At 64.8% G+C, this 16398-nt stretch carries 11 protein-coding genes; 2 read left to right on the forward strand and 9 right to left on the reverse strand.

Annotated elements, in window-relative coordinates; translation table 11 throughout:
• Positions 1 to 10: 10 nt before the first annotated feature.
• From ACVWZ5_RS08700 to ACVWZ5_RS08725, 6 genes are all read right to left on the reverse strand, one after another.
• Complete coding sequence (locus ACVWZ5_RS08700) at positions 11 to 1486, reverse strand: mannitol dehydrogenase family protein (RefSeq protein ID WP_280070469.1); 1476 nt, start codon at positions 1484 to 1486, stop codon at positions 11 to 13.
• A gap of 10 nt (positions 1487 to 1496) precedes the next feature.
• Positions 1497 to 2609 (reverse strand): ABC transporter ATP-binding protein, encoded by a 1113-nt coding sequence (locus tag ACVWZ5_RS08705; RefSeq protein WP_457340558.1) that lies wholly within the window; start codon positions 2607 to 2609, stop codon positions 1497 to 1499.
• Between the two features lie 168 nt (positions 2610 to 2777).
• Positions 2778 to 3611, reverse strand: a complete 834-nt coding sequence (locus ACVWZ5_RS08710) for a carbohydrate ABC transporter permease (protein ID WP_028692024.1) — start codon at positions 3609 to 3611, stop codon at positions 2778 to 2780.
• Positions 3612 to 3621: 10 nt separating this feature from the next.
• On the reverse strand, positions 3622 to 4545 hold the full coding sequence (locus ACVWZ5_RS08715; RefSeq protein WP_084942479.1) for a carbohydrate ABC transporter permease: 924 nt from the start codon (positions 4543 to 4545) through the stop codon (positions 3622 to 3624).
• A 70-nt stretch (positions 4546 to 4615) separates the two neighbouring features.
• Positions 4616 to 5926: an ABC transporter substrate-binding protein gene (locus ACVWZ5_RS08720; RefSeq protein WP_028692022.1), complete on the reverse strand. Its 1311-nt coding sequence runs from the start codon at positions 5924 to 5926 to the stop codon at positions 4616 to 4618.
• Between the two features lie 210 nt (positions 5927 to 6136).
• Positions 6137 to 7042 carry an AraC family transcriptional regulator gene (locus ACVWZ5_RS08725; RefSeq protein WP_457340559.1) on the reverse strand — a complete coding sequence of 302 codons (906 nt, stop codon included), beginning with the start codon at positions 7040 to 7042 and terminating at the stop codon, positions 6137 to 6139.
• A gap of 161 nt (positions 7043 to 7203) precedes the next feature.
• Here ACVWZ5_RS08725 and ACVWZ5_RS08730 point away from each other — a divergent pair, with 161 nt between their 5' ends.
• Together ACVWZ5_RS08730 and ACVWZ5_RS08735 are read left to right on the forward strand one after the other, a co-directional pair.
• On the forward strand, positions 7204 to 12357 hold the full coding sequence (locus ACVWZ5_RS08730; RefSeq protein ID WP_457340560.1) for a RecQ family ATP-dependent DNA helicase: 5154 nt from the start codon (positions 7204 to 7206) through the stop codon (positions 12355 to 12357).
• A 366-nt stretch (positions 12358 to 12723) separates the two neighbouring features.
• Positions 12724 to 13020, forward strand: coding sequence for a DUF3077 domain-containing protein (locus ACVWZ5_RS08735; RefSeq protein WP_457340561.1), 297 nt, complete (start codon positions 12724 to 12726; stop codon positions 13018 to 13020).
• Positions 13021 to 13088: 68 nt separating this feature from the next.
• Here the strand turns inward: ACVWZ5_RS08735 and ACVWZ5_RS08740 are convergent, their stop codons facing one another.
• The 3 genes from ACVWZ5_RS08740 to ACVWZ5_RS08750 form a co-directional block, all read right to left on the reverse strand.
• Positions 13089 to 14150 carry a PD-(D/E)XK nuclease family protein gene (locus tag ACVWZ5_RS08740; protein WP_062361033.1) on the reverse strand — a complete coding sequence of 354 codons (1062 nt, stop codon included), beginning with the start codon at positions 14148 to 14150 and terminating at the stop codon, positions 13089 to 13091.
• Between the two features lie 58 nt (positions 14151 to 14208).
• Positions 14209 to 14991: a hypothetical protein gene (locus tag ACVWZ5_RS08745; protein ID WP_457340562.1), complete on the reverse strand. Its 783-nt coding sequence runs from the start codon at positions 14989 to 14991 to the stop codon at positions 14209 to 14211.
• A 64-nt stretch (positions 14992 to 15055) separates the two neighbouring features.
• Positions 15056 to 16333, reverse strand: coding sequence for a bifunctional O-acetylhomoserine aminocarboxypropyltransferase/cysteine synthase (locus ACVWZ5_RS08750; protein WP_096049911.1), 1278 nt, complete (start codon positions 16331 to 16333; stop codon positions 15056 to 15058).
• Positions 16334 to 16398 lie beyond the last annotated feature (65 nt).

Genomic DNA, 16398 nt, shown 5'->3' on the forward strand with positions numbered 1-16398 from the left:
ACACTCCGTGTCAGTCGCCGAGGACCTGGCGCAGGGTTTCACTCACGCCGACTTCGCGCAAGCTGTCGTACAGGCGCTCGAAGGCGCTGACGAACGCCTTGGACGCGGGGATGGCGCTGCCGAAGATCGCCTCGTCGCCCAGCACCCGGGCGGCCAGGCCGTCGCGCTGCACCACACGGGCCTGGCAATCGGCGGCGCGGGGGTCGGGGATGCTGTAGCGGTTGCCGTGTTCGTCTTCGCCGCGCAGGTACAGGGCCCAGGCGGCCACCACCAGGGCCACGCGCTCCAGCGGCTTGCCGTCGGCGATCAGGCGGTTGGCGGTGGGCACGATGAACTTGGGAAACTTCGACGAGCCGTCGGAGCACACGCGCTCCAGCTGGTCGGCGATGGCACGGTTGGCGAAGCGTTCGCCGAGGCTTTGCTTGTAGCGCTCAAGATCGATGCCGGGCACCGGGGCCAGTTGCGGGGTCACGTCCTGGTCCATGAAGGTGCGCATGTAGCGGCGCAGCAGCGGGTCGGCGAGGGTTTCGTGGACGAAGCGGTAGCCTTGCAAAAAGCCCAGGTAGGTGAGGGCCAGGTGGCTGCCGTTGAGCAGCTTGATCTTCATTTCTTCATACGGGGTGACGTCGCGGGTGAACTGCACCCCGACCTTTTCCCAGGCCGGGCGGCCGGCGACGAAGTTGTCTTCCACCACCCACTGCAAGAACGGCTCGCACACCACCGGCCAGGCATCGTCGACGCCGTGGCGCTCGCGCAGTTGCTGGCGGTGGGCGGGGCTGGTCATCGGGGTGATGCGGTCGACCATGGCGTTGGGGAAGCTGACGTGGCTGGCGATCCAGTCGGCCAGGTCGGGGTCGAGGCGCTGGGCGAAGGCCAACAGGGCCTTGCGGGCGACGTCGCCGTTGTGCGGGAGGTTGTCGCATGACATCACGGTGAACGGGCCGGTGCCGGCTTCGCGGCGGCGGCGCAGGGCTTCGCAGAGGTAGCCGAACACGCTTTGCGGGGATTGCGGGTTGGCCAGGTCGTGCTGGATCTGCGGCAGGTCGGCGCGGAACTCGCCGGTGCTGTCGTCGATGCAGTAGCCGCCTTCGGTGATGGTCAGGGAGACGATGCGGATATTGGGTTCGGCCAGTTTGGCCAGCAGCGGTTCGGCGCCGTCCTCGGCCAACAGCATGCCGTTGATGGCGGCGATCACGCGTACCTTGGTGTCGGGCTGGTCGCCCAGTTCGAACAGGGTGTAGAGATGGTCCTGCCCGGCCAGGGCGTCGCGCATGGCGCGGTCTTCGCCGCGCAAGCCGACGCCGCAGATGGCCCAGTCGAGGCCTTCGCCGCAGTTCATCAGGGCGTCGGTGTAGGCGGCCTGGTGGGCGCGGTGGAAGCCGCCGACGCCGATGTGGACGATGCCCTGGCGCAGTTGGGCGCGGTCGTAGCTGGGGCGGGCGACGGTGGGCGGCAGTTGGCCGAGGTTGTGCTGGTTCAGTTTCATCCTGGAGTCCTTAGGCCGCTTGTTGCAGGCGTTTGTCGAGGGCCTGGCCGTTGCTGTCGAACAGGTGGCAATGGGCGGGATCGAAGGTCAGTTCCAGCGCCTCGCCAAAGGCTGGTGCGAAATCCCCGCGCACTCGCACGGTGAGCATTTCCCCGGAGGCGGCGCGCATATGGCAGTAACTGTCGCTGCCCAGTCGCTCGCTGACATCGGCGGTCACCTGCAGCGAGCCTTGGATACCTTGCCCGGCGCGGTCGATGTTCAGGTGCTCGGGGCGAATCCCCAGCGTCACCTGGCTACCGGCATGCAGTTCCCCCGCGCACAACGGCAGGGCGATACGGGCGCCGCACTCAAGCGCTACCTCGCACTGGTTGCCCTGGTTGCGGCTCAGGTGCCCACGCAAAAAGCCCATCTTCGGCGTCCCCAGAAATCCTGCGACAAACAGGTTGGCCGGATGGTGGTACAGCTCCAGCGGCGAACCGACCTGCTCGATGCGCCCGCCGTTTAGCACCACCACCTTGTCGGCCAGGGTCATCGCCTCGACCTGGTCATGGGTCACGTAGATCACGGTCGCCGCCAGCTCCTGGTGCAGGCGCGCCAGTTCCAGGCGCATCTGCACGCGCAGGGCGGCGTCGAGGTTGGACAGCGGCTCGTCGAACAGGAAGATCTTCGGATTACGCACGATCGCCCGGCCAATCGCCACCCGCTGGCGCTGGCCGCCGGAGAGCTGGCGGGGCTTGCGTTCGAGCAGCGGTTGCAGCTCGAGGATGCGCGCGGCGTTGTCGACCTTGGCTGTCACCTCTTGCTTGCCGACGCCGGCCAGGTCCAGGGCGAACGACAGGTTCTTGCGCACGGTCATGTGCGGGTACAGGGCGTAGGTCTGGAACACCATGGCCAGGTCGCGCTTGGCCGGGGCGGTGTCGGTGATCTCGGTGCCGTCGAGGGTGATGCTGCCACTGCTGACCTCCTCGAGGCCGGCGATCAGTCGCAGCAGGGTGGACTTGCCGCAGCCGGAGGGGCCGACGAACACCACGAACTCGCGGTCGCGCACGTCCAGGTCGATGCCCTTGATGATGGCGTGGCCATCGAAGCCTTTGTGCAGGTTGCGGATTTTCAGGTCAGCCATGGGGGGGGTCCTCGGCGAAAGTCGGGGTTGGATGCGGGAATGCTGGGACCGCTTCGCGGTCCTTTCGCGACGCAAGGCCGCTCCCACAGGCGTGCGCTATCCCCTGTGGGAGCGGCCTTGTGTCGCGATTGGGCTGCGAAGCAGCCCTAGCAGGCTTGAAGAAAACACTCATTTGACGGCCCCAAACGAAAGCCCGCGCACCAGCTGCTTCTGGCTGATCCAGCCAAATATCAGGATCGGCGCGCAGGCCAGGGTCGAGACGGCCGAGAGCTTGGCCCAGAACAGCCCTTCAGGGCTCGAATAGGACGCCACCAACGCGGTCAGCGGCGCGGCGGCGGACGAGGTCAGGTTCAGCGACCAGAACGCCTCGTTCCAGCACAGGATCAGCGACAGCAGCAAGGTCGAGGCCAGCCCGCCGCGGGCAATCGGCAACAGCACGCGGACGATCTCCTGCCAGGTGCCGGCGCCGTCCAGCCGCGCGGCTTCGAGGATGTCCACGGGGATGTCCTTGAAGTAGGTGTACACCATCCACACCACGATCGGCAGGTTGATCAGGGTGTAGACGATGATCAGCGCCAGGCGCGAATCGAGCAGGCCGAACTGCTTGGCCAGCAGGTAGATCGGCATCAACACGCCCACCGGCGGCAGCATCTTGGTCGACAGCATCCACAGCAGCGTGCGCTTGGTGTGGCGGGTCTCGAAGAAGGCCATCGAGTAGGCCGCAGGCACGGCGATCAGCATGCACAGCAGGGTCGCCGAGAACGAAATCAGCACCGAGTTCCAGGCGTAGGCGAAGTAGTCGCTGCGCTCGTTGATGTGCAGGTAGTTCTCCAGCGTCGGCGCAAAGAGGAACTGCGGCGGCGTGGCGAAGGCGTCCAGCTCGGTCTTGAAGCTGGTCAGCAGCATCCAGAAAATCGGGAAGAAGATCACCAGGGCGATGGCCCAGCACAGCAGGCCGAGCAGCGCGTTCTTCAGGGTGCGGGTTTGCTTGAGTGTCAGCATGGCGGGCTCCTCAGCTGCGCGCGGTGAGGTTCTTGCCGATCATGCGGACCAGCACGATGGCGGCGATATTGGCGACCAGCACGGCGATCAGGCCACCGGCCGAGGCCATGCCGACGTCGAACTGCAGCAACGCCTGGTTGTAGATCAGGTAGGCGAGGTTGGTGGACTCGTATCCGGGGCCGCCGCTGGTGGTGGTGAAGATCTCGGCGAACACCGAGAGCAGGAAGATCGTCTCGATCATCACCACCACGGCGATCGGCCGGGCCAGGTGCGGCAGGGTCAGGTGCCAGAAGATCGCCAAGGGGCCTGCGCCATCCAGGCGCGCGGCTTCCTTCTGTTCCTGGTCCAGCGACTGCATGGCGGTCATCAGGATCAGGATGGCGAACGGCAGCCACTGCCACGACACGATCAGGATGATCGACAGCAGCGGGTAGTGCGCCAGCCAATCCACCGGCTGCGCGCCGAACAGGCGCCACACGGCGGCGAGGATGCCCGACACCGGGTGGAAGATCAGGTTCTTCCACAGCAGCGCGCTGACCGTGGGCATGATGAAGAACGGCGAGATCAGCAGCACCCGCACCACGCCGCGGCCCCAGAACTCGCCGGCTTCCAGCAGCGCGGCGACCAGCACGCCGAGCACCACGCTGATCGCCAGCACGCTGCCGACCAGGGTCAGGGTGTTGAGGGCGCCGGGCATGAAGCCGGCGTCGGTGACGAAGAAGGCGAAGTTCTCAAGGCCCACGAACTGGTTTTCGCCGGGGTACAGCAGGTTGTAGCGGATCAGCGAGAAATACAGGGTCATGCCCAGGGGCACGATCATCCACAACAGCAGCAGCGCCACCGAAGGGCTGACCAGGAACCAGCCGGGGCCGACGCGGCGTTTGCCGGGGCGCGCGGTGGCGAGGCTCGGGGTGTCGAGGGCCGATGTGTTCATGGCGACTCCGTGTGCATCGGAAAGGGGCGGTCACCGCGCCGCAGGACGGCGCGGTCTACGGCGGTGCGAGCTACTTGGGGTAGCCGGCGCGCTTCATCTCGCGTTCAGTGGATTGCTGGGCCGAGGCCAGCACCTGGTCCACGTTCATCTGCCCGGTGAGCGCGGCGGAAAACAGCTTGCCGACCTGGGTACCGATGGCCTGGAACTCGGGGATGGTCACCAGCTGGATGCCCACATAAGGCACGGGCTTGAGAGTGGGGTGGTTGGGGTCGACGCGCTTGAGCGATTCCAGGGTCACCTTGGCGAACGGCGCGGCGGCCAGGTACGCGTCGCTGTAGGTCGAGGCGCGGGTGCCCGGTGGCACGTTGGCCACGCCTTCCTGCTCGGCCACCAGCTTGCCGTAGGCCTCGGAGGTGGCCCAGGTGCTGAAGGTTTTGGCGGCGTCCTTGGCCTTGGAGCTGGTGGGAATCGCCAGGGCCCAGGAATACAGCCAGGTGGCGCCCTTGTCGGTGACCTCCTTGGGCGCGAAGGTGAAGCCGACCTGGTCGGCGACCTTGCTCTGGCTCTTGTCGGTGACGAACGAGCCGGCGACGCTGGCGTCGACCCACATCGCGCACTTGCCGCTGTTGAACAACGCGAGGTTTTCGTTGAAGCCATTGCTGGAGGCGCCGGGCGGGCCGTACTGCTTGAGGGTGGTCACATAGAAGTTCAGCGCGTTCTTCCACTCGCTGCCACTGAACTCGGGTTTCCATTGCTCATCGAACCAGCGCGCGCCGAAGGCGTTGGCCACGGTGCCGATCAGCGCCATGTTCTCGCCCCAGCCGGCCTTGCCGCGCAGGCAGATGCCGTACTGGCCCTGGTCGGGGTGGTTGAGTTTGGCGGCGAACTCGCCGAGCTGGGTCCAGGTGGGTTGCTCGGGCATGCTCAGCCCGGCTTTTTCGAACAGGTCCTTGCGGTAGTAGGTGATCGAGGCTTCGGCGTAGAAGGGCAGGGCGTACAGCGTGCCGTTGGCCGACAGGCCGTTGCGCACCGAGGGGAACACATCGTCGAGGTGGTAGTCGGCGGGCAGATCGGTCATCGGCGCCAGCCAGCCCTTGGCGCCCCATAGCGCGGCTTCGTACATGCCGATGGTCAGCACGTCGAACTGCCCGCCCTGGGTGGCGATGTCGGTAGTCAGGCGCTGGCGCAGCACGTTCTCTTCGAGCACCACCCACTTGAGCTGGATGTCCGGGTGCTGCTGTTCGAACACCTTGGCCAGGCGCTGCATGCGGATCATGTCGTTGTTGTTGACCGTGGCGATGGTCAGGGTCTCAGCGGCCTGGGTATGCAGCGGCAGGCTGAGGCAGGCGGCGGCCAGGCAGGCCTTGATCGAGTCGTTCATCGGTGAACTCCCTCGGGGATGACGTTATTGTTTTTGTGTCGCTCGCTGCCGATTACACCGTTGTGCGACGACATCGACAAAGCCTCGCCTGCACCTTGACTGATACTTTTTTGCTGTGCCGGGATTAGGTATTTCCCTGTGGGAGCGGCCTTGTGTCGCGAAAGGGCCCTCCCACAGGGATTGCGTACGACCTCGGCACATCGCCCCGATTCAGGCCCGGTTCTGCTCGGTAAGGCGCTGGGTCACCAGGCTGCGGTAGTCGGACGGGGTCATGCCCTTGAGCTGCAAGAAGCGCCGGTTGAAGTTCGACAGGTTGCTGAACCCCGACTCGAAGCACACTTCGGTCACCGGCAGCTCGCCCTTGGCCAGCAGCTCGCACGACTTGCTCACCCGCAGCCGGTTGACGAACTCGACGAAGCCGCGCCCGGCGGCCTGCTTGAAGAACCGCGAGAAGTAGGTCGGCGTCATCCCCAGGTGTTCGGCCACCTCGTTCTGGCTCAGGTCCTGGGCGTAGTGCTGGAAGATGTAGTCCACCGCCCGGTTGATTCGCTCGACGTTGTGCTCGTCGGCCAGCTGCGAGGAGGTGACGGTGGACAGCAGTTGGTAGTCCTCACAGGCGGCCAGCTGTTCCATGAGGATAAAAAAGTATCCCAGGCGGGTCATGCCGCGGCTGTCGGCGATGCGTTGCAGCAGCTGGCGGCTCTCGCCGATCAGCGCCGGGTCGCGGAACTCGATGCCGTAGCGGGCCCGGGCCAGCAGCGGGGCGAGCAGGGTGAGCTCGGAGAACACCTGGCTGCCGTCCTCGAGCACCTCGTCGGTGAAGTTGACCAGCATGTCGCGCTTGGCCACCACTTCGTCGGGGCCGACCTGGCTGATCCAGTTGTGCGGCAGGTTGGGGCCGGTGAGGAACAGCGTGTCGGGGGCGAAGTTGCCGATGTAGTCGCCGATGAACACCTTGCCGGCGCTGGCGACGATCAGGTGCAGCTCGTATTCCTTGTGGAAATGCCAGCGCACCAGCGGGCTGGGGAAGCCGTGCTGACGGTAGATCAGCGAGGCGCCTTCGTGGTCGTCCATCAACTCGTAGGACGGGTCGGTGACTTTGCTGGTTCTGGGCATGGCGGTGGCTGGGCCTGGCGGGCGAGGTGTCATCGTAGCCTGAAGTGGTCGAGCGGGGCAGAGGGGCCCGCGCCCGTGTCAAGGCAGGCCCAGGGTTCTGCTGATGGCCTTTAGCCTGTAATCTGGCTCCTCTGTAATATTCGGGCAAGGATTGCGTAGGAATGTTTTCGTTTACCCAGGATAAAAGTCTGGTCGTCGACCTTGAGGTCAGGCCCGCCAGGTCGGGCAAGCCGGAGGAGATCTTCAAGGTCGGTGCGCTGCGCAAGCGTCCGGACAGCGAGCTCGAATGCGATGTGAACAAGGACCTGGCCCAGGTGCTGGCCAAGGTCGATGACCTTGCCGAAGGCGCCGACTACCTGCTGGGCCACAACCTGATCGCCCACGACCTGCGCATCCTGCGCCAGCAGGCGTCGAACATGCTGTTGCACGGCCTGCCGAGCATCGACACCTTGCGGCTGTCACCACTGGCTTTTCCGCGCAACCCCTACCACCGGCTGGTGAAGGACTACAAGCTGGTGCGCGACACGCTCAACTCGCCGCTGGCCGATTGCCGCCTCACCCTCACCTTGTTCAACGATCAGCGTCAGGCCTTTGCCCAGCTGCAGCAGACCGAGCCCGCTGAGTTGCTCTGCTACCAGGCGCTGCTGGCGCCCACGGCGGCGGCGGATGCCGGCGGCCTGTTCAAGGCCCTGACCGGCCGGGAGTCGGTGACGCTGGAAGAAATCGGGCCGCTGATCGCGCAGCAGATGAAGGAGAGCGACGCCCAGGCCAATCGTGACCTGAAGGTGTGCCGAACGCGCCTGGACAAGCTGCTGGCCGAAGACCTGCACGATCCCGACATGCACCTGCCACTGGCCTATGTGCTGGCCTGGTTGCGGGTGTCCGGGGGCAACTCGGTGCTGGCGCCATGGGTGCGACATCAGTTCCCCAAGGTCGGCGCGCTGATCCGCGAACTGCGCGATGTGCCCTGTGGCCGCGACGATTGCCAGTACTGCCTCACCACCCATGACCCGCGTCATGAACTCAGGCGTTATTTCAACTACCCGGATTTCCGCCAGGAGGCGTCGGGCAAGTCGCTGCAGCATGACATCACCCTGGCCGGCATGCGTGGCCAGCATGTGCTGGCGGTGCTGGCCACCGGTGGCGGCAAGTCGCTGACCTACCAGATTCCGGCGCTCAATCGCTACCACCGCAATGGCAGCCTCACGGTGATCGTCTCGCCGTTGCAATCGCTGATGAAAGACCAGGTCGACGGCCTGTTGAAAAAAGGCGTGCATTGCGCGGCGGCGTTCAACGGCCTGCTCAACATGCCCGAGCGCGCGGATGTGCTGGAGAAGATTCGCCTGGGGGACATCGGCATCCTGCTGGTGTCGCCGGAGCAGTTTCGCAACAGGGCTTTCTGCAGCGCCATCGAGCAACGCGAGGTGGGCGGCTGGGTCTTCGACGAAGCCCACTGCCTGTCCAAGTGGGGCAACGACTTCCGCCCCGACTACCACTACGCCGTGCGCTATATCGCGCAGTACCACGGTGCGCGCAAACCGGCGCCCATCGGCTGCTTCACGGCCACGGCCAAGCCGGAGGTGCTGGCGGATATCCGCAGTCACTTCAAGAGCGTGCTGCGGGTCCGGTTCGCTGAGTTCCTCGGCAGCCACGAACGTACCAACCTGACCTTCGAAGTGATGCGCTGCGACCGCGGCGAAAAGGCGTCGCGGGTGCATCGCCTGCTGGAGGAGTACCTCGAGGAACAGGCGGGCGCGGCGGTGGTGTTCGTGGCCAGCCGCAAGGCGGCGGAGCAACTGGCGGAGTTTCTGGCGCACCAAGGGCTCAGTTGCCGGCATTTTCATGCCGGGATGGATGCGGCGGACAAGCTCGAGGTCCAGGGCCTCTACAAGAACGGCGAGATCCAGACCATCGTCGCCACCAATGCCTTCGGCATGGGGGTGGACAAGGAGGATATCCGCCTGGTGGTGCATGCCGATATTCCCGGCTCGCTGGAAAACTACCTGCAGGAGGCCGGCCGGGCAGGGCGTGACCAACTGCCGGCGCACTGCGTGCTGCTGTATGACCCGCAGGACATCGAGACCCAGTTTGGCCTGTGCGAGCGTGCCTGTCTGAGCCTGCGGGATATCCAGCAGATCCAGAAGAAACTCAACGGCGAGTCGAAGCGCCGGGGTGGCGGCAAGCTGGTGATCACGGCGGGCGAAATCCTCATGGACGACAGTGTGCAGACCTCGTTCGACGCCGATGCCGTGGATGCCGAAACCAAGGTGGTCACGGCGGTCGCCTGGCTCGAGCGTGGCGGCTATCTGACCCGAGAAGAAAACCACACACAGATCTTCGCCTCCAAGGTGGATGTGCCGCTTGAAGAGGCCGAGCGCGCGCTGGGCGCATCGGAGCTGACGGAACGCCGCCAGGCGGAGTACCTGGCCATCCTGGGCTACCTGCGCAAGGCCAGCCCCGCAGAGCGTATCGATATCCAGAAGCTGGTGGACCTCACCAGCCTGGAACCCCAGGAGGTTGGCCATGTGCTCAAGGACCTGGAAAAGCGCGAGTTGCTGGTGAGCGACACCCAGTTCACGGTGGTGCTCAGCTATGGCCAGGCCGATGCCTCGCCGCAGTTGCTGCAGCAGCTGCTGGAGCTCGAGCGTGCGCTGCTGGAGACCCTGGCCGAGCAAGCGCCCGACGCGCCGGGCGCGGGATGGCAGGACATCAACGTGACGGCGCTGACCTCGGTGCTCAAGACCCGCCTCGGGCGCACCAACCTGCTGCCCCTGCATGTGTTGCGCCTGCTGCGCGGGCTGTCGCCGGATCGCGATGCGATTGCCGAGCGGCGCAACAACAGTTTCGACCTGCGCCAGCTCAGCCACGAGTACATCAAGGTACGAATCCAGCATGACGAAGGTTGGGTCGGCCTGAAGGCCGTCAGTGAGACGCGCGGCATCATCGCCACGAAGCTGTTGAGCCACCTGGTCCGCAAACTGCCCAAGCGGGGCAAGAACCAGTTGGCCGAAGCCACCTTCGGTGAACTGGTCGGGCTGATCGAGCAGGATCTGGAACTGCGCGCCCGGGTTGCGGACAATCGCGACAGGTATGTCGAGCGAGTGCTGCTGTTCCTGCACCGCCAGGAGGTATTCAGCCTCAACCACGGCATGACCGTGATGCGCCGGGCCATGACCATCAAGGCCGATCCCCAGCGTGGTCGCTTCCTCAAGGACGACTACCAGGGCCTCGAGGAGCATTACCGCGAAAAGCGTATCCAGGTGCATGTGATGCGCGAGTATGCCGAGCGCTGGCTGCAGGAGCCGAAGGCTGCCTACCAGCTGGTCGACGACTACTTCACGGCGAACAAGGCGGATTTCCTCAAGGACTATTTTGCCGGTCGCGAGTCGGTGCTCAAGTATTCCACCAGCGAGGCGTCGTGGCGGATGATTGTCGAGGACCTGAGCGATACCCAGCGCGGTATCGTCACCGACGATCTGGACAGCAACAGGCTGGTGCTTGCCGGGCCCGGTTCGGGCAAGACACGGGTCATCGTGCACCGTATCGCCTACCTGTTGCGGGTGCGCCGGGTGCCTGCCAGCGCCATCGTCGCGCTGACCTTCAACCGCCATGCCGCCAACGAGATCCGCAAACGCCTGCTGGCACTGGTGGGGGCCGATGCCTACGGGGTCAGCGTGATGACCTACCACAGCCTGGCCATGCGCCTGACGGGTACGCGCTTCCAGCGCGGCGACGAGGTGGATGAGACCACGCTGGGCAATCTGATGCAGGACGCGGTGAGACTGCTTGAAGGTTCGCTGGTGGTGAACGCCGATGATGAAGAAGAGGTGACCCAGGAAGAACTCGACGATGCCCGCGCCAATCTGCGCGCGATGCTGCTGCGCGGCTACCGGCATATCCTGGTGGACGAGTATCAGGACATCGACGAGCTGCAGTACCGGCTGGTCAGTGCCCTGGCCGACCGGGGTTCGTCCGATGACGCCAAGCCCTGCATCATGGCCGTGGGCGACGACGATCAGAACATCTACGCGTTTCGCGATACCAACAACCGCTACATCGAGGCATTCCGCAAAGACTACGAGGCCCAGGAAGCCTTCCTCGTGGAGAACTACCGCTCCAGTGCCTGCATCATCGCGGCGGCCAACCACCTGATCGGCCTCAACGGCCAGCGGCTGAAGCTCGGCAATCCCATTTCGATCGACGCGCGGCGTCGGGACGACCCGCCGGGTGGCGAGTGGCAGGCCCTGGATCCTCAGCGCCGTGGCCAGGTGTTGCGCCTGACCGTCGATCCGGCCGATCGGCCGTTCGGCAACCGCCAGGCCCAGGCCGCGCTGCAGGAGCTGCAGCGTCTGCTGGCGCTCGAGAACGGTGTTTGGCAGGGCTGCGCGGTACTCGCTCGTAATCACCGATACCTGCTGGCGGTCCAGGCCTGGTGCGAGCACAACGGCGTGCCGTATCACCTGGCGTCGGACAAGGACAGTGGTCTGCCGCCCACCCGCCAGCGCGACTTCGTGGCGGTGGTCGACTGCCTCGCGCAACTGGCCGAGCCCCTGGCCGTCGATCAGGCGTGGCAGCGGGTGCGGACTCTGCTCGATGAGTATTCGACGGCCTTTTTCGAGGCAGCCTTCGACGAGCTGCGGGTCGAGTTCGGTGACTTCCAGGTGAAGCCTGCGACGATCAGCCGGAGCTTGTACGACTATGTGCGCGAGATGCGACGGCAGGCGGGCAACGGCCTGTATCTGGGAACCGTGCATTCGGCCAAGGGCCTGGAGTTCCGCCATGTGGTGCTGTTGGACGGGGGCTGGGTCGACAAGCAGGAGACACTCGAAGAGGAGCGTCGCCTGTACTACGTCGGCATGACCCGTGCCGAGCAGACCCTGACCTTGTGCGAGTTCACTGTGGACAACCTCTTCAGTGGGTGCCTGCCCTCGAGCATCCCGCGTCAGGTTTTCGCGGGATGTCACGACCCGCTCCTCGACAGGCGCTACCAGCAACTGAGCCTGAAGGATATCTATCTTGGTCATGTGGGGCTCCATGCCGAAGGTGACGATATCCATGCGCGGGTGCGTGACTTGCGCCCTGGCGCACCGCTGACACTGAGGTCTCAGGGTCAGAGCTTCCTGATCCTCAACCAGTGGGGGCAGGTGGTCGGGCGAACCGCCAAGTCCTTCACGCCGGGATTCTCGGTCGAGCGATGTGAAGTGGCCGATATCGTCGTGCGCTACCGGGAGGAGGGCAACGAGGAGCACTGGGACAAGTACCCCTGCCAGCGTTGGGAAGTCGTGGTGCCGCGTATCTGTGGCATGCCTGGTTAGTGCGGGCATGCCACAGGAGGGATCGAGGCGACCCGGGGCTGCTGGCAGGCCAACCCCGGTGTGGTCGGTGGAATGAGCCTGCTGATGCATGAGGCGTCTGCTTGGCAATGATCCTGGTGATTTATGTAGGTCCTACAGCCATTCTTCCGTTGTTTATGTAGTCCTTTTCCTAAAGGCACCTTTTCCCCCCGGTAGCCCGTTGTAGCGGATTGGCGCTGGCTTTAGTCTCGGCCTGCTCGTCGCGCTTCACCCGCCGGAACAGGCCGGACCACTGGGCAACTTACTGCGCAGGGATCGCGCGGTCTGGTCTGGCGGTTCCGGAGGATGAACCGCGACGGGCTCATTCTTTTTCCAGGGGGCAAGGTCATGGACAAGGACGAACACGCAAAGGGCACCGCAGACTTGAAGATCGTCAGCCTGGTCGGCCGCACCAAGCAGTTCTCCGTGCGCGATTGGGTGCAGGCGATGCCGGGGTTGCCGACCGAGGACGTGCTGCAGGAAACAACGATCATCCTGGGCTGTATCACATCGCTGACGTACCAGGCGTTGAACCAGCCCGAAGAGGCACAGACGCTGATGCGGGCGACGTACTACCTCAGTGGCATGGCCAAGGCGATGATCGATGGGCAGTTGCCGGCCAGGTGTGAGCAAGGCGACAGTTGAGCATCGGCGTAAAGGTAAGGGCCGCTTTCGAGCAATCGAAAGCGGCTTTTTCATCTGGAGGGAGTACGTCAGCGCATTTCGGCTTCGAATTGAATCAACAATCGCATTTTCTCCAGGATCATGTCGATTACCACGCGTTCGTCGAAGCTTTCCAACTTCCATTCGAAGCCGATCACGCGCCGGCCTTCGGTCCACGGCTGTCTTGTGGTATCCACGAACAAATGGCGACCGAACGCCATCTGGCGCGTGTCGACGTTGATCAGGTACACGCGGATGGTCGGCCGCAGTGGCGTCTGGCTGCCGTCCAGGTAGAGCACCACATCCGACCATTCGACCCAGTTGTTGCAGGCGTAACGTAGCGCCGGTCCATCCGCCCAGGGTTGCCGGCGAGTGAAGGTTTCGAAGCCGTCGATCTCGGCCTGCAGGTGGGCGATGATCTTGCGATCCAGTGCCTCGACTGCCTGGTCGCGCAACTTGTTGAGTGCATTGATCTGCGGCAGGTGTTCGAAGATGAAATCAATGCTTTCAGGGTTCATGTCACGCTCTACGGTGATGTTTTCCAGATGCAGCAGGAACTCGTCGGCCAGTACACGCCACTTGTTCAGGCGGTTGTGCTCGACGTTTTGCGACAGCGCTGTGCGCAGGGCACCGAGAAGCTCGGCATAGCTGAGCCCTGTCCAGCCATCGGCGACATTGCTGCCCGACGGTGACAGCACCGCGAACAACACGCGTTTGTCGCGGCCACCGACCAAGGTATCGGCATACAGTTCGTAGTCGGCGAACGGGTTGACCTGGGCGTGGAAGACTTTGTTCTCGAGGATCAGCAGCCAGTCCTCGCCCTGCAACAACAGATCGATGCGTTTGCCGTTGGTGGTTGTCACTTCACGCTGCGGAGGCAGGCGCAGGGTCGGTTGGGGTGGCGACTCCTTGCAGATGCAGCCCAGCAGAGTGCTGAGGAAGCAATCACCAAAGCCATGGATCTGATCGGGGTCGAGGAAGAACGCGAGTAGGTCAGTGGTGGGGTTTTCGTAGTAACCGCGCCCTCCCAGGGCAAAAATGCTGGGCTCATACGCCGGCTGGCGATGCCGTTCAGCTTCGGCAAGCAGGGCGCGTGCCTGATCCAGATGCATGGTGTTTCTCCGTGTGTTGCCCTTGCGGGGCATCAATGTCGGCGGTACCGATGTGCCTTCAATTGCGGTGGCGTAAGGTACGCCCTTTCAACAAGGTTGCCAGGGTGACGGTGAGGCCAACGGCGATTGTCATTGCAACCAGCATGGTAAGCGCGACGCTCGTTTGTTCCAGCAACCCCGCAATCGCCAGGTAGAACGCAATCACCCCCACCGCGCCAATTGCATTGCCCCGCACCATCGCCGCCATCCCGGCCCTCCCGCCCTGCACATGGGCGAATACCACCAGTGGCCAGGCAATCACCGGGATCGGCGCCAGCATGCCGCTGGTGGCCGGGCCCAGCCAGCTGGCCAGGCTGGTGGTGACCATCAGCAGCGAGGTGGCGGACACCATGCGCAGCGGAATCTCCCAATACCGGTGTCGGGGGCGGGCAAGGGTGTCGGGCCTGGGCTCGCGGCCACTGGCACGAATCAGCACGCCGATCAGCAGCAGCGCCACGCCGATCGACAAATACAACCCGCCCCAATGAGTGAAGGCATAGGCCGCCAGGCCATAGAACAATATCGACAGCGCGACTGCCGGAGCGATGCCGAGTCTGCGCGTGGCAAACAAGTAGAAGGCGTAGGTGGCCTGCACCGCCGCCAGCCCGCCCAACGCGCCGGGCACCGCGCCCAGGACGAAGCCCGTGCCTTGTTCCAGGCACAGGAAGGTCATCACCAGCGCCGAGGTGATCGGCAGCCCGGACAGCAGCCCGCCAAGCAGGCCGCCCCAGCGCCGCGAGGCGAGGGAGATGGCCCACATCAGCAGCGGGGTGACGACGAGTTTCAGGTAGAAAAGGGTCATTGCGCGGGGTTCCGGTTCTGCAAGGGTTGCGCCCGCCGTCGGCATTGGGTGGGGCGCGGGTCAATCAGCCTCGGCTGGCCTCCAGCGCCTGGGCGAGGTCGGCGATGATGTCGTCGCTGTGCTCGATGCCGATCGACAGGCGCACCATGTCGCGCGGCACGCCGGCTTTTTCCAGCTCTTCGTCGTTGAGCTGGCGATGGGTGGTGGAAGCGGGGTGGCAGGCCAGCGACTTGGCGTCGCCGATGTTGACCAGGCGCACCACCAGTTGCAGCGCATCGATGAAGCGCGCCCCGGCGGCCTGGCCGCCCTTGATGCCGAACGACAGGATCGATGCCGGCTTGCCGCCGGTGTAGCGCCGGGCCAGTTCGTGCTCGGGGTGGTCCGGCAGGCCTGCGTACTTCACCCAGGCCACCTGGTCGTGCTCCTGCAGGTAGCGGGCGACCTTGAGCGCGTTCTCGGTATGGCGCTCCATGCGCAGGGCCAGGGTTTCCAGGCCTTGCAGGATCAGGAAGGCATTGAACGGCGACAGCGCGGCGCCGGTGTTGCGCAGCGGCACCACGCGGCAGCGACCAATGAAGGCGGCGGGTCCGAAGGCCTCGGTGTAGGTGACGCCGTGATAGGACGGGTCGGGGGTGTTGAGCAGGGCGAAACGTTCCTTGTGATCGGCCCAGGGGAATTTGCCCGAGTCGATGACGATGCCGCCGATGCTGGTGCCGTGGCCGCCGATGTACTTGGTCAGCGAGTGCACCACGATATCGGCGCCGTGCTCGAACGGGCGGCAGAGGATCGGCGTGGCCACGGTGTTGTCGACGATCAGCGGCACGCCATGGCGGTGGGCGGCCTCGGCCAGGGCGGTGATATCGACGATGTTGCCGGCGGGGTTGCCGATCGACTCGCAGAACACCGCCTTGGTGCGTTCGTCGATCAGCGCCTCGAGGGCGGCGATGTCGTCGTGGGCGGCGAAGCGGGTGGTGATGCCCATGCGCGGCAGGGTGTGGGCCAGCAGGTTGTAGGTGCCGCCATACAGCTTGGCCACCGAGACGACGTTGTCGCCGGCCTCGGCGACGGTCTGGATGGCGTAGGTGATGGCGGCCATGCCCGAGGCCACCGCCAGCGCGCCGACGCCGCCCTCGAGGGCGGCCATGCGTTGCTCGAGCACGTCGTTGGTGGGGTTCATGATGCGCGAGTAGATATTCCCGGCCACCTTCAGGTCGAACAGGTCGGCACCGTGCTGGGTGTCGTCGAAGGCGAACGAGGTGGTCTGGTAGATCGGCACGGCCACCGCCTTGGTGGTCGGGTCGGGGCTGAAGCCCGCGTGGATGGCGAGTGTTTCCAGCTTCATGCGGTCGTTCCTTGAGCGTGGGGTGGAAGCGGTTGAGCATGGGCTGGGGCAGCGCTGGCGGTCAA

It is taken from the genome of Pseudomonas sp. TE6283 (assembly GCF_054060555.1).

Excerpts from the sequence above, each read along its gene's own strand:
- ACVWZ5_RS08720 (WP_028692022.1), bottom strand. The coding sequence starts at position 5,926 with ATGAACGACTCGATCAAGGCCTGCCTGGCCGCCGCCTGCCTCAGCCTG.
- ACVWZ5_RS08705 (WP_457340558.1), bottom strand. The coding sequence starts at position 2,609 with ATGGCTGACCTGAAAATCCGCAACCTGCACAAAGGCTTCGATGGCCAC.
- ACVWZ5_RS08725 (WP_457340559.1), bottom strand. The coding sequence starts at position 7,042 with ATGCCCAGAACCAGCAAAGTCACCGACCCGTCCTACGAGTTGATGGAC.
- ACVWZ5_RS08715 (WP_084942479.1), bottom strand. The coding sequence starts at position 4,545 with ATGAACACATCGGCCCTCGACACCCCGAGCCTCGCCACCGCGCGCCCC.
- ACVWZ5_RS08710 (WP_028692024.1), bottom strand. The coding sequence starts at position 3,611 with ATGCTGACACTCAAGCAAACCCGCACCCTGAAGAACGCGCTGCTCGGC.
- ACVWZ5_RS08700 (WP_280070469.1), bottom strand. The coding sequence starts at position 1,486 with ATGAAACTGAACCAGCACAACCTCGGCCAACTGCCGCCCACCGTCGCC.
- ACVWZ5_RS08745 (WP_457340562.1), bottom strand. The coding sequence starts at position 14,991 with ATGACCCTTTTCTACCTGAAACTCGTCGTCACCCCGCTGCTGATGTGG.
- ACVWZ5_RS08740 (WP_062361033.1), bottom strand. The coding sequence starts at position 14,150 with ATGCATCTGGATCAGGCACGCGCCCTGCTTGCCGAAGCTGAACGGCAT.
- ACVWZ5_RS08750 (WP_096049911.1), bottom strand. The coding sequence starts at position 16,333 with ATGAAGCTGGAAACACTCGCCATCCACGCGGGCTTCAGCCCCGACCCG.
- ACVWZ5_RS08735 (WP_457340561.1), top strand. The coding sequence starts at position 12,724 with ATGGACAAGGACGAACACGCAAAGGGCACCGCAGACTTGAAGATCGTC.
- ACVWZ5_RS08730 (WP_457340560.1), top strand. The coding sequence starts at position 7,204 with ATGTTTTCGTTTACCCAGGATAAAAGTCTGGTCGTCGACCTTGAGGTC.